This window comes from Candidatus Accumulibacter cognatus, from assembly GCF_000584975.1.
Lineage (GTDB): Bacteria > Pseudomonadota > Gammaproteobacteria > Burkholderiales > Rhodocyclaceae > Accumulibacter > Accumulibacter cognatus.
In genome coordinates, this window is the sequence record NZ_JDST02000050.1 from 1 (window position 1) to 12,046 (window position 12,046).

The 12,046-nt window shown below is 57.1% G+C and carries 13 protein-coding genes; 4 read left to right on the plus strand and 9 right to left on the minus strand.

Annotation, left to right across the window (positions count from 1 at the left end; genetic code table 11):
• Positions 1–106 precede the first annotated feature (106 nt).
• Together AW06_RS09880 and AW06_RS09885 are read right to left on the minus strand one after the other, a co-directional pair.
• On the minus strand, positions 107–607 hold the full coding sequence (locus tag AW06_RS09880) for a peptidylprolyl isomerase (protein WP_138678928.1): 501 nt from the start codon (positions 605–607) through the stop codon (positions 107–109).
• A 2-nt stretch (positions 608–609) separates the two neighbouring features.
• The gene (locus AW06_RS09885) at positions 610–1,080 is read right to left on the minus strand and encodes a peroxiredoxin (RefSeq protein WP_034949282.1); all 471 of its coding nucleotides are present in this window, start codon (positions 1,078–1,080) and stop codon (positions 610–612) included.
• Between the two features lie 215 nt (positions 1,081–1,295).
• Between AW06_RS09885 and AW06_RS09890 the strand changes: the two genes are divergently transcribed.
• The gene (locus AW06_RS09890; protein WP_034949284.1) at positions 1,296–1,988 is read left to right on the plus strand and encodes an SIMPL domain-containing protein; all 693 of its coding nucleotides are present in this window, start codon (positions 1,296–1,298) and stop codon (positions 1,986–1,988) included.
• Positions 1,989–2,026: 38 nt separating this feature from the next.
• Here AW06_RS09890 and ftsB read toward each other — a convergent pair whose 3' ends face one another.
• From ftsB to AW06_RS09915, 5 genes are all read right to left on the minus strand, one after another.
• Positions 2,027–2,386, minus strand: a complete 360-nt coding sequence (gene ftsB, locus AW06_RS09895; protein WP_034949286.1) for a cell division protein FtsB — start codon at positions 2,384–2,386, stop codon at positions 2,027–2,029.
• A gap of 34 nt (positions 2,387–2,420) precedes the next feature.
• Positions 2,421–3,704, minus strand: a complete 1,284-nt coding sequence (gene eno, locus AW06_RS09900; RefSeq protein ID WP_034949288.1) for a phosphopyruvate hydratase — start codon at positions 3,702–3,704, stop codon at positions 2,421–2,423.
• 57 nt (positions 3,705–3,761) lie between these two features.
• On the minus strand, positions 3,762–4,646 hold the full coding sequence (gene kdsA, locus AW06_RS09905; protein ID WP_046536440.1) for a 3-deoxy-8-phosphooctulonate synthase: 885 nt from the start codon (positions 4,644–4,646) through the stop codon (positions 3,762–3,764).
• Positions 4,643–6,286, minus strand: coding sequence for a CTP synthase (locus AW06_RS09910; protein WP_034949289.1), 1,644 nt, complete (start codon positions 6,284–6,286; stop codon positions 4,643–4,645). The genes kdsA and AW06_RS09910 overlap by 4 nt, the downstream gene beginning before the upstream one ends.
• A 105-nt stretch (positions 6,287–6,391) precedes the next feature.
• Positions 6,392–6,934 carry an isochorismatase family protein gene (locus tag AW06_RS09915; RefSeq protein ID WP_034949299.1) on the minus strand — a complete coding sequence of 181 codons (543 nt, stop codon included), beginning with the start codon at positions 6,932–6,934 and terminating at the stop codon, positions 6,392–6,394.
• Positions 6,935–7,164: 230 nt separating this feature from the next.
• Here AW06_RS09915 and AW06_RS09920 point away from each other — a divergent pair, with 230 nt between their 5' ends.
• A complete protein-coding gene (locus tag AW06_RS09920; protein ID WP_138678927.1) occupies positions 7,165–7,788 on the plus strand; it encodes an ankyrin repeat domain-containing protein in 624 nt (207 codons plus the stop codon).
• Between the two features lie 65 nt (positions 7,789–7,853).
• On the opposite strand, the gene fadD is transcribed toward AW06_RS09920, so the two are convergent.
• Together fadD and fdxA are read right to left on the minus strand one after the other, a co-directional pair.
• Entirely contained in the window at positions 7,854–9,530 is a 1,677-nt protein-coding gene (gene fadD / locus AW06_RS09925) for a long-chain-fatty-acid--CoA ligase FadD (RefSeq protein ID WP_034949291.1), read from the minus strand.
• A 118-nt stretch (positions 9,531–9,648) separates the two neighbouring features.
• Positions 9,649–9,975 (minus strand): ferredoxin FdxA, encoded by a 327-nt coding sequence (fdxA, locus tag AW06_RS09930; RefSeq protein WP_034949293.1) that lies wholly within the window; start codon positions 9,973–9,975, stop codon positions 9,649–9,651.
• Between the two features lie 193 nt (positions 9,976–10,168).
• Between fdxA and trxA the strand changes: the two genes are divergently transcribed.
• Both trxA and rho read left to right on the plus strand, forming a co-directional pair.
• Positions 10,169–10,495, plus strand: a complete 327-nt coding sequence (gene trxA, locus AW06_RS09935; RefSeq protein WP_034949295.1) for a thioredoxin TrxA — start codon at positions 10,169–10,171, stop codon at positions 10,493–10,495.
• Positions 10,496–10,693: 198 nt separating this feature from the next.
• Positions 10,694–11,950 carry a transcription termination factor Rho gene (rho, locus tag AW06_RS09940; protein WP_034925973.1) on the plus strand — a complete coding sequence of 419 codons (1,257 nt, stop codon included), beginning with the start codon at positions 10,694–10,696 and terminating at the stop codon, positions 11,948–11,950.
• Positions 11,951–12,046: the final 96 nt, after the last annotated feature.

Below are 12,046 nucleotides of genomic sequence, written 5' to 3' on the forward strand. Positions count from 1 at the left end.
CGGCCGTTTTCATGCCGAAAAGTAAAATTTGTCGGTTTCCCGGGCGCCAAGTCCGACAGGCTGCTAGCACTAGCAGCTACCGCCCTGGATGTGCCCCGTAGGTCGGTCATTCCTCGTCCTCGCAGCTGTCGTCGTGTGTATGCCCATGCCTGATTTCCTCGGCAGTAGCCGGGCGAACGGCGGTAACGGTACAGGTGAACACCAGTGCCATGCCGGCCAAGGGATGGTTGGCATCGAGAACGACCTTGTCGTCGGCGATTTCGGTCACCCGGTAAATCAGCACTTGATCATCCTCATCTTCGTCATCGATACCCTCCGGCACCCCTTCAAACTGCATGCCTACCTGCAGTTCCCGGGGAAACTGACTGCGTGACTCGAGTTGGACAAGCTCAGCATCGTACTCACCAAAGGCGTCGTCGGGCTGCATCCTGACCACCACGGACTCGCCAATTCGCTTGCCGTGCATGGCTTCTTCGATCATCGGGAAAATATCATCGTAGCCGCCATGCAAATAGACCAGCGGCTCCTGACCCGCATCCACCAACTGCCCGTCGACATCGGTGACGTTATAGTCCAGGGTAACCACCATATTCTTTGCAACTTGCATGTTCATTTCTTGAGTTCCTTAACCGTGCGCAGCATTTCAAGCGCGTGGCCTTTGGCGTTCACTCCGTAGGACGCAAAACGGAGAACGCCTTGTTTGTCGATGACAAAAGTCGAGCGAACGATGCCGTGTTTCTTGACCCCATTCACTTCTTTCGCCTGCCAGACACCGTACTGTTTGCACGCCGAACCCTCGGCATCCGAAAGGAGACACACGGAAATACCATGTTTGTCCCGGAACTCTGCGTGTTTGATGCAGTCATCGCGGCTGATGCCAATGATCAGGCAGTCCAGTCGCGCGAATTCGTCCTCATGATCGGAGAAATCCGTCGCCTGCAGCGTACAGCACGGTGCGTCATCTCTCGGATAGAAAAAGAGGATGATATTACTCTTGCCCTGAAACTGGGCGATATCGATGAGTTCCATATCCGCATCGGGGAGGACGAACATCGGAGCTGCCTGTCCTGCTTTCAGCATGGTGCCCCCTCAAAGACCCTTCCCGATCGCACACAAGCGAACGGGTGACTCAGATTCTAACCAAGCTTCTGCCGTCTGACTACAAGAAGCGACAGTCCTACCCGCTACAATATGCCCTGCATGTGGCAGTTCCTCCCACCCAACCATTTCTCGATTCCAGATGAGGGTCTGCAGGATACCCGCCATTCTCGAACACAGCAAACCCGGAGCCCTCCATGAAGCAATTTCGACCTCTGTTGCACACCCTGCCCCTGTTCGCCTGGCTGGCTGCCCTACCGGCACCGGCAGCTCCCGGCAGTAGCACGAGCATCGACCTGACAGCCGAAGCCAGTCGCCCTGCCGCCAACGATCTGGCACGCGCGACGGTCTTTGCCGAAGCGGCCGGCGCAACGCCGAGTGAATTGGCGAAACGAGTGAATGGCCTGATTGCCGACGGTCTCAAGACCGCACGCTTCTACAGCAATGTCAGGACCCAAAGCGGTGCCACTTATACCTATCCGGTCTACGCCAAAGGTGGCAAGATCGAAAGCTGGCGGATGCGCACGGATCTCGCCCTTGAGTCCACTGATCCAGCTGCGCTCTCCGAGTTGTTGGGCAAGCTCCAGGGATCGCTGGGCGTGGCCAACCTGAGCATGCTGCCAGCGCCGGAAACCCGTATAAAAGCAGAAAACGAAGCCACCCTCGACGCCATCACGGCCTTTAGGGCCCGTGCAAAGCTGATCGCCGACTCCTTTGGCAAACCTTTCCGGATCAAGCACCTGGCCATCAATAGCAGCGGTCGTCCCCCGCCGCTGCCAATGATGCGCGCGACAACGCTGGCAGTAGCCGATGCGGCAGCAATGCCGATCGAGGCCGGCGAGACCCTGATCACCGCCAGCGCCTCGGGCCAGATTGAATTACCGGAATAAGCCGTGCAGCAGGGAATCCTGACCGGCAGGAACAGCGGCTAGCGTTTGACAGGTCTCCCCGGGGCAGTCATTGCGGCGGCGGCTTTCTCGGCAGCCGGCGCCGCGGTTACGGCTTTATCGTGCGCAGGCTTGTCGGGGATCTGAACAAAAACTTCATCCTGCTTGACCATACCGAGTTCAAAACGTGCGCGTTCCTCGATCGCATCGTAACCCTGCTTGAGATCACGGACTTCGGCATCAAGACCGGCGTTGCGCATCTCCAGCCTGCCGTTGCTTTCCTTCTGTTGCTGTAACTGCCGGTCGACATCCCATACCCTTAACCAGCCGCCCTTGCCGAGCCACAGCGGATGCTGCAGCAAGGCAATCAGCGACAGCAGGGCAACAGCCAGCAAGCGCACGGGAGCACGGGAGCAGATGTCGAAACTCGGTCGATCATGACAGATTGTAGAAGGCGTCACGACCAGGATAGCCAGCAGTGTCTCCGAGGTCCTCTTCGATGCGCAGCAACTGGTTGTACTTGGCAATGCGATCGGAACGTGACAGTGAACCGGTCTTGATTTGCAGCGCGTTCATGCCGACGGCGATGTCGGCAATGGTACTGTCTTCGGTCTCGCCGGAGCGGTGCGAAATCACCGCCGTGTAAGCAGCGCGCTTGGCCATTTCGATGGCCGCAAAGGTCTCCGAGAGTGTGCCGATCTGATTGATCTTGATCAGGATCGAATTGGCAATGCCATGCTTGATACCTTCCTTGAAAATCCGGGTATTGGTCACAAAGACGTCGTCGCCGACGATCTGGACGCCATTGCCAAGACGCCCGGTGAGCACTTTCCAGCCATCCCAGTCATTTTCGGCCATGCCATCCTCGATCGAGACGATCGGGAAGCGGTCGGCCAGATTGGCCAGGTAATCGACCAGTTCGAGCGAACTCAGCTGCAAGTTTTCGCCAGCCAGATGATAGCGACCATCCCGGTACAGTTCTGAGGCAGCACAGTCGATGCCGACCAGCACGTCTTCGCCAGGACAGTAACTGGCGTTCTCGATCGCCTGGATGATCAGTTGCAAAGCTTCAGCATGACTGCCGAGGTTGGGCGCGAACCCTCCCTCATCGCCAACGGCAGTCGAAAAGCCTTTCTTGTGCAACAGCTTCCTGAGCGCGTGAAAAACTTCGGCACCACAGCGCAGCGCTTCGCGAAACGAGTTCTGACTCACCGGAAGAATCATGAATTCCTGGAAATCGAGACTGTTGTTGGCATGCTCCCCACCGTTGATGATGTTCATCATCGGTACCGGCATCTGCATCGGTCCGGCCCCCCCGAAATAGCGATAGAGCGGTAGCCCAGATTCCTCGGCGGCAGCCTTGGCCACCGCCATCGAAACCGCCAGCATGGCGTTGGCACCAAGACGAGCCTTGTTGTCGGTACCGTCAAGATGAATCAGTGTCTGGTCGATGAATGCCTGTTCCTGGGCATCGAGACCGATGATCGCCTCGGAAATTTCGGTGTTCACATTCTCGACGGCCTGCAGCACACCCTTTCCCAGATAGCGGGCGGTATCACCATCGCGCAGTTCAATGGCTTCACGCGACCCGGTCGAAGCACCGGAAGGCACCGCTGCACGCCCCATGACTCCGGATTCGAGCAGAACGTCACATTCGACGGTCGGATTGCCACGCGAATCGAGCACCTCACGGGCGACGACATCAACCACAGAGCTCATGATCTTTCCTTTTTATTCATAATGTTAAAGAGAGGCAATCCGACAACCCCGGCAGATTCATTGCGGCCGCATCTCGGCGCGTGACTCCGGCTGCTGGAAATTCGTGGCCAGAAGTTCATCCAGACGATTCGCCTTGACCAAGCGATCAAGCGCGACCAGCGTCGTCAACAGGCCTTCCATGCGACTCAGGGGCCAACTGTTCGGCCCATCGGAAAGTGCCATTTCCGGGCGCGGATGCGTCTCCATGAAAAGCCCTGCGATGCCCACGGCCACCGCCGCACGCGCCAGCACTGGTACAAACTCGCGTTGCCCTCCGGAAATCGCTCCCTGCCCACCTGGCAACTGCACCGAATGCGTGGCATCGAATACCACCGGCGCAGCGCTCTCGCGCATGATCGCCAGACTGCGCATGTCCGAAACCAGGTTGTTGTAGCCAAAGGAAGCGCCGCGCTCGCAAACCATGATCGTATCGGCACCGGCAGCGGCATCCCTGGCTTTGGCGACGACGTTTTGCATGTCGCCCGGTGCGAGAAACTGCCCTTTCTTGATATTCACCGGCTTGCCGGTGGCGGCAACGGCCCGGATGAAGTCGGTCTGACGACAGAGAAAGGCCGGTGTCTGCAACACATCGACGACCGCGGCGACAGCGGCAATGTCCTGCTCGCGATGCACGTCGGTCAGAATCGGAATGCCGATCTGACGGCGCACCTCGGAAAGGATGTGCAGACCGCGGTCGATTCCCGGACCACGCGGAGATTGACCGGAGCTGCGGTTGGCCTTGTCATAGGAAGCCTTGAAGATGTACGGCAGGGCGAGTCGGGCACAGATCTCCTGCAACTGTCCGGCGACCTCGATGCACAAATCCAGCGACTCCGCAGTGCACGGGCCGGCGATCAGAAACAGCGGCCGGTCGAGTCCGACCTCGAACTGGCAGAGTTTCATGTCTTTGACCGACAGGCAATGGCGGCCTGAACAAAAGAGGTGAACAGCGGGTGTCCTTTGCGCGGCGAGGAAGTGAACTCGGGATGGAACTGACAGCCAAGAAACCACGGGTGCGCGTTCGGCCCTTCTTTCGGCAGCTCGATGACTTCGCAGAGATCTGTGACCGGTGCACGACCAGCGACCACCAGACCACTCTCTTCCAGTTCACCGAGCAGCGTATTGTTGACCTCGTAACGGTGGCGATGTCGTTCGACGATCTCTGCCTGGCCATAGATCGCGCGCGCCATAGTGCCTTCACTCAATTCGCAGCGCTGGCCGCCCAGTCGCATGGTGCCCCCCAGATCGGAATTTTCGTCACGTATTTCGTGTCGTCCCGAAGCGTCCCGCCATTCGGTGATCAAACCCACCACCGGATATCGCGTATCCTTGTCGAACTCGGTGCTGTGCGCCCCGCTCATGCCGGCCACGTGGCGGGCAAACTCGACGACTGCGAGTTGCATGCCGAGGCATATACCGAGAAAGGGAATGCCATTTTGGCGGGCATGACGAATCGCCGCAATCTTGCCCTCGGTCCCGCGTCGCCCGAAACCGCCGGGAACAAGAATGGCATCCATGCCCTGCAGGGCACCACAACCGTTCTTCTCGATCTCCTCGGAATCGAGGTAGCTGACTTTGACCTTGCTGCGAGTCGCAATGCCGGCATGGACCAGCGCTTCGGTCAGCGACTTGTACGATTCGGTCAGGTCCACATACTTGCCGACGAAAGCTACGTAGACTTCCCGCTCGGGGTGTTCAAGCGCGTACACGATCGTCTTCCACACCGTCAGATCGGCCGCCTTGGCAAGAATCCCAAGTTTGTGGCAAACAATCTCGTCAAGCATCTGGTCGTGTAGCATCGCCGGTATCTTGTAAATCGAATCCGCATCCCTCGCTTCGATCACAGCTTCACGCTGTACATTGCAGAAAAGGGCCATCTTCCGCTTGTCGTCTTCTGGAATCGGGCGATCGGTGCGACAGAGCAGAATGTCTGGCTGGATGCCGATTTCCCGCAGTTCCTTGACCGAGTGCTGCGTCGGCTTGGTTTTCAGTTCACCGGCAGTGGCAATGTAGGGTATCAGCGTCAGATGCATGTAGCAGGCGTTGCTGCGACCTTCCTGCAGACCCATCTGGCGGATCGCTTCCAGAAAGGGCAGCGACTCGATGTCGCCGACCGTGCCACCGACTTCGACGATCGCCAGATCAGCGCCCTCGGCTCCGCGTCTGATGTGCGCCTTGATCTCGTCGGTAATGTGCGGAATCACCTGTACCGTCTTGCCAAGATACTCGCCGCGCCTTTCCTTCTTGATAACCGAATCGTAGATCTGTCCGGTCGTGAAATTGTTGCGCCGCTCCATCCTGGCATTGGTGAAACGTTCGTAGTGTCCGAGGTCGAGGTCGGTTTCAGCCCCATCTTCGGTGACAAAAACTTCTCCGTGCTGGAACGGGCTCATCGTTCCAGGATCGACGTTGATATAGGGGTCGAGCTTGAGATGGGTGACTCTGATGCCGCGCGATTCGAGGATCGCCCCCAGGGATGCGGCTGCAATACCCTTGCCCAGCGATGAAACCACGCCGCCAGTAACGAATACATATTTGATCATGGAGATAACTGCAGCGGGAAATTCAGATTGTAGCGGAAAACGCCGTTACGCTCAAACGGGCTTTTCACCAAGCACACCAACCGAAGGCGGCGGCGACCGCCCTGCTCAGCGGATAAATTCGCGACTGATCTGGCGGAACAGATCGCTCCCGGCCTGTCGAAGCCATTCGAAAGCGACCATTTCGCGCGAAACGATGTCGGCACCGTGAGCACGCATCCGTTCCAGTGCCAGTGTCTTGTCGGTATTTCTCCGTGATCCAACTGCCTCTTCGACAACGAATACGCGTCGGCCGACGGCGAGCAAATCGAGCACTGTCTGCTGGACGCAGACATGCGCTTCTGTGCCGGCCACGACGAACTGTGCACGGTCACCTCCTGGCAACTTGAACACCCTGCCCTCGGGAACCGCCGAGAACTGGATCTTTTCAACGATGCATGCTTCCGGCAGAAAAACCCTTAGCGCAGGCATCGTCGGACCCAGTCCTTGTGGATACTGCTCGGTGCAGATCACTGGCACCCCCAGCCGTTGGGCCACCCTGGTCAGCCACACACTGGCATCCAGCACCCGTTCGGCAGCATCGATCGCCGGTTGTAAGCGCTCCTGCAAATCGACGAGCAACAAGACTGAACGATCAGTACACATCAGCATGAAAAACTCCTCCGGTTCCATGTAAAGGTCGCGTCAACGACTCATGAATCCTCCCTCCCCCACGCTGAGGAGGGGTCGAGGGGGGAACGGACATGACTTTCATGATCGGTGGTGCCCGACAAAGCCATGACCGCTGGCAACGATTCTGCGCAAGAAACTGGAGCAGCACTTTACTGGAAATTGGGATAAAGTGAGCAACGGCTTCGTCCCGGCACAGGAGAATATTGCATATGAATACAGTCCCATCGTATACCACGCTGCTTTCCCTGGCAGTGCTCTTATTGTCCATCGGCGCATGTAGCCAGGAGCCAGAGAACAGTCCCGCCGCGAAAGCGGAACCGCCTGCGGCCACCCAGATCGAAGACATCCCGTCCGCAGCTTCTCCTCTGGCAAGGGCCGCGATACGGGGCGATCTGGCAGAGATCAGGACTTTGCTGGAAGCCGGAGCCGAGGTCAATGTAACCGACGCCCTGGGCAGAACGCCACTCCACATGGCAGCCTTTTACGGACGCGCCAAAGCTTCGGAGCTTCTGCTCGCCAGCGGCGCGAATATCAACGCTAAAGACCGCGTCGGAATGACGCCGCTACACGCAGCGGTACTCTCGGGTGGCAGGAACGAAGTGGAGCTACTACTCGAAAGGAAAGCCGATGTCGGTGCCACTACCGACACCGGGCAAACACCGCTCCATCTGGCCGCAGCAACCGGCCAGCCCAAGGTATCGCGCGCGCTCATCGAACGCGGCGCCGATCTGAAAGCAAAGGACAAGAACGGCAAGACGCCCCTCTTCTACGCGTCACAGAACAAGCACCCGGTAACCACCGAAGTACTTCAGCAGTACGCCGCGAAGGATTGACGCCGTGCTGATGGACGGTACCGTGGGGACACGACGCAGTAGCCGACAAGGCCGGCCTTCAATGATCATGCCTTCTTGATCGCCTCGTCACGCAATTCGCGGCGCAGGATCTTGCCAACGTTGGTCTTCGGCAGTTCTGTCCGGAACTCGACTTGGCTCGGCACCTTGTATCCGGTCAGGTGCTCCCGACAATGAGCGATCAGCGCCTCTGCGGTGAGTGTCGGATCCTTCTTGACGACGAAAATTTTTACTGCCTCTCCCGACTTGTCATGCGGCACGCCGACAGCCGCCACTTCCAGTACGCCAGGGTGTTGTGCAACGACATCTTCGACTTCGTTGGGGTACACATTGAAACCGGAAACCAGAATCATGTCCTTCTTACGGTCGACGATGCGGACGAAACCCGTGGGCTCCATCACCGCGATGTCACCGGTCAACAGAAAACCGTCCGGGGTGATCACCTTGGCCGTCTCTTCAGGACGATTGTAATAACCCTTCATCACCTGCGGACCACGGATGCAGAGTTCTCCACGCTCGCCCAGCGGAACGTCGACGCCCGCGTCATTGCGAATCACCACTTCGGTGGACGATATCGGCAAACCAATGGCGCCGGTATACGCGGAAATATCTAGCGGGTTGATGGTCGCGGCCGGCGATGTTTCAGTCAGACCATAGGCCTCGATCAGCGGCTTGCCAGTGACCTGCTTCCACTTTTCCGCCACCGCTTTCTGTACTGCCATGCCGCCACCGAGCGTGACTTTAAGCTTGCTGAAGTCGAGCGCACAAAAGGTGTCGTTGTTCAGCAGGGCGTTGAACAAAGTGTTGACACCGGTCACCACGGTGAATGGATACTTGCCCAAATCCGCAACGAAGCCCGGAATATCCCGCGGATTAGTAATCAGCAGGTTGCTGGCACCAATCTTGAAAAAAGTGAAACAGTTCGCCGTCAACGCAAAAATATGGTAGAGCGGCAATGCAGTGACCACCAGATGTTGCTCATCGCCCAGTTCGGGCTTGATCCAGGCGTGTGCCTGCGCCAGATTCGCCAGGATGTTGCGATGAATCAGCATGGCCCCTTTCGAGAGACCTGTTGTTCCACCGGTATACTGCAAAAAAGCCAGGTCTTCCTGCCTGACGGTGACCGATTTCAATTCTGCCGCGGCACCCTTGGCAAGTGCAGCCCGAAAATTGACTGCTCGCGGCAAGCTCCACGCCGGCACCATCTTCTTGACGTACTTGACTACGAAGTTAACTACGGCGCCTTTCGGAAAGCCAAGCATATCACCCAGGCGGGCCACCACAATGTGTTTGACCGGCGTTCTGGCCAGCACCTGCTCCAGCGTGACCGCGAAATTTTCGACAATCACGATCACCTCGGCTCCCGAATCCTTGAGCTGATGTTCGAGTTCTCGCGGCGTGTAAAGCGGGTTGACGTTCACCACCACGTAACCGGCACGCAAGACACCGAAAATACAAATCGGATACTGGATGATGTTCGGCATCATCAGCGCCACGCGTGCTCCCTGGGGGAGCTTGAGCACCGATTGCAGATAGGCGGCAAAATCCCGTGACAACTTGTCGAGTTCACCGTAGGTGATCTCAGCGCCCATATTGATATAGGCAACGCGGTTGCGATACTGTGCAACGCTTTTTTCGAAGAGTTCGCCCAGCGACTGAAATTCGTCTAATTCAATCTCGGCAGGAACACCCTTCTGATAGCTCTTCAGCCAAATCCTCTCCACCTGTTCTCCTCCTGAATGAAACTCCCCATATGAAAACTCGCATTTCCATCGCCAGTCTTTTCCCGGCCAGCCGTCCGACGCGCTGCACCACGCGCAGGCTGTGGTTCTTATTCTAAGTCTAAGATCGCTGCAAGTACTTCAGCTTATCCGGCTTGTGGTTCCACTCATCGGCATCGGCCAAGGGTTCCATGCGCTCGACGATGACCGGCCATTCCTTTGCCAGTTCGGCATTGATCGCGATGAATCTGCGCTGTTCTTCCGGTACGTCGTCCTCGGCAAAAATGGCTTCTGCCGGGCACTCGGGAACACACAGCGTGCAATCGATGCACTCTTCAGGGTCGATCACCAGGAAATTCGGGCCCTCGTGAAAGCAGTCCACAGGACAGACATCAACGCAGTCAGTAAATTTACACTTGATACAGTTCTCGGTAACAACGTACGTCATCGTCGTGCTTTTATCAGTTTGAACGAATGGAACTATAACTGATTTGACGTCTCCGAGACAGGCCTACTGCTTCCCTTGGCGAGGATTTTTCGCTAGCATTGGAAAGCTGACCGGCCATCAGGATCCGGCTTGCCATGTAACCCCCCCCCACTTTTACGACCTACTCCATCCCAGATCACGCAAGAGGCTTTTAATGAGCGAACATATCCACCACGTTACGGACGACAGCTTCGATACCGATGTACTTAAGTCGGATGAACCTGTTCTCGTTGATTACTGGGCCGAATGGTGCGGTCCGTGCAAGATGATTGCACCCATCCTTGATGATATTGCCAATGACTACGCCGGCCGCCTGAAAGTCGTCAAATTGAACATCGATGACAATCAGAGGACACCTGCCAGCTTTGGTATCCGTGGCATCCCGACTCTGATGCTGTTCAAGAATGGCAATGTCGAAGCCACCAAGGTCGGCGCCCTTTCCAGATCGCAGCTAGTCACCTTCATTGACAGCAACCTCTAAAGTCGCTACCCTCTCAGCCTGAAGGTTCGCTGGGCGCAGCAGATAGCCCGCAGCAATCCACGAATCCGTATCGAACCTTCAGGCGTCCTCTCCCTTTAGCAGTAGATCCCGCCGGTCTCACGGCACTTCACTTGACGCACGTTGCATTTGCGGCGGCCCGCAGCGCGTTTGATTCTCCCCCATCTTCGTCTCCAGCACATGCACCTATCCGAACTCAAAGCACTCCACGTAAGCCAGCTTCTTGACATGGCCATCACCAACAACGTCGAGGGCGCCAACCGACTCCGCAAGCATGAACTGATCTTCGCTCTGCTCAAGAATCAGGCCAGAAAGGGTGAAAGCATCTTCGGCGACGGTACGCTGGAAACGTTGTCTGACGGTTTCGGCTTCCTGCGTTCGCCCGATACTTCCTACCTGGCCAGTACCGACGACATCTACGTCAGCCCGAGCCAGATCAGGCGCTTCAATCTGCATACCGGTGACACCATCGAGGGTGAAATCCGCACTCCGAAGGATGGAGAACGCTACTTTGCCCTGGTCAAGGTCGACAAGATCAACGGTGAAGTGCCCGAAGCATCGAAGAACAAGATTCTCTTCGAGAACTTGACGCCTTTACACCCGGCAGAACATCTTAAACTCGAGCGTGACATCCGCGGCGAAGAGAACATTACCAGTCGCATCATCGACATCATCGCGCCCATTGGCAAGGGGCAACGAGGTCTGTTGGTGGCCAGTCCGAAGAGCGGCAAGACGGTGATGATGCAGCATATTGCGCATGCGATCACCAGCAACCACCCTGATGTCACGGTGATCGTCCTGTTGATCGACGAGCGCCCAGAGGAAGTCACCGAGATGACTCGCTCGGTTCGCGGTGAAGTCGTTGCCTCGACTTTCGACGAGCCGGCAACACGCCACGTACAAGTTGCCGAGATGGTCATCGAAAAGGCCAAGCGCCTGATCGAACACAAGCGGGACGTGGTCATTCTCCTCGATTCGATCACGCGCTTGGCGCGTGCCTACAACACCGTTCAGCCGGCATCCGGAAAGGTACTGACTGGCGGTGTCGATGCTAATGCACTGCAAAAACCCAAACGCTTCTTTGGTGCGGCCCGCAACATTGAGGAAGGCGGTTCACTGACGATCATCGCCACCGCGCTGATCGACACCGGCAGCCGTATGGACGACGTGATCTACGAAGAGTTCAAGGGCACCGGCAACATGGAAATCCACCTTGATCGCCGCATGGCAGAAAAACGCGTGTACCCGGCGATCAACGTCAATCGCTCCGGCACCCGTCGCGAAGAACTGCTGCTCAAGCCGGATGTTCTGCAAAAGATGTGGATCCTGCGCAAGCTGCTGTACAACATGGATGACCTTGAAGCAATGGAGTTTCTGCTCGACAAGATCAAGGCCACCAAGAATAACGCTGAGTTCTTCGACTCCATGCGCCGCTGATCCCCCGACTCAGTCAGAGGTGGCCCCGTTTGTTTGGACAGAAAATCTGCTTTGATAAGTGGAGCCCTGCCGGTTGTGGTCAGGTGACCGGAGTTG

Coding starts and splice junctions, on each gene's coding strand:
- AW06_RS09880 (WP_138678928.1), bottom strand. CDS start 607: ATGCAAGTTGCAAAGAATATGGTGGTTACCCTGGACTATAACGTCACC.
- AW06_RS09885 (WP_034949282.1), bottom strand. CDS start 1,080: ATGCTGAAAGCAGGACAGGCAGCTCCGATGTTCGTCCTCCCCGATGCG.
- AW06_RS09890 (WP_034949284.1), top strand. CDS start 1,296: ATGAAGCAATTTCGACCTCTGTTGCACACCCTGCCCCTGTTCGCCTGG.
- eno (WP_034949288.1), bottom strand. CDS start 3,704: ATGAGCTCTGTGGTTGATGTCGTCGCCCGTGAGGTGCTCGATTCGCGT.
- kdsA (WP_046536440.1), bottom strand. CDS start 4,646: ATGAAACTCTGCCAGTTCGAGGTCGGACTCGACCGGCCGCTGTTTCTG.
- AW06_RS09910 (WP_034949289.1), bottom strand. CDS start 6,286: ATGATCAAATATGTATTCGTTACTGGCGGCGTGGTTTCATCGCTGGGC.
- AW06_RS09915 (WP_034949299.1), bottom strand. CDS start 6,934: ATGCTGATGTGTACTGATCGTTCAGTCTTGTTGCTCGTCGATTTGCAG.
- AW06_RS09920 (WP_138678927.1), top strand. CDS start 7,165: ATGAATACAGTCCCATCGTATACCACGCTGCTTTCCCTGGCAGTGCTC.
- fdxA (WP_034949293.1), bottom strand. CDS start 9,975: ATGACGTACGTTGTTACCGAGAACTGTATCAAGTGTAAATTTACTGAC.
- trxA (WP_034949295.1), top strand. CDS start 10,169: ATGAGCGAACATATCCACCACGTTACGGACGACAGCTTCGATACCGAT.
- rho (WP_034925973.1), top strand. CDS start 10,694: ATGCACCTATCCGAACTCAAAGCACTCCACGTAAGCCAGCTTCTTGAC.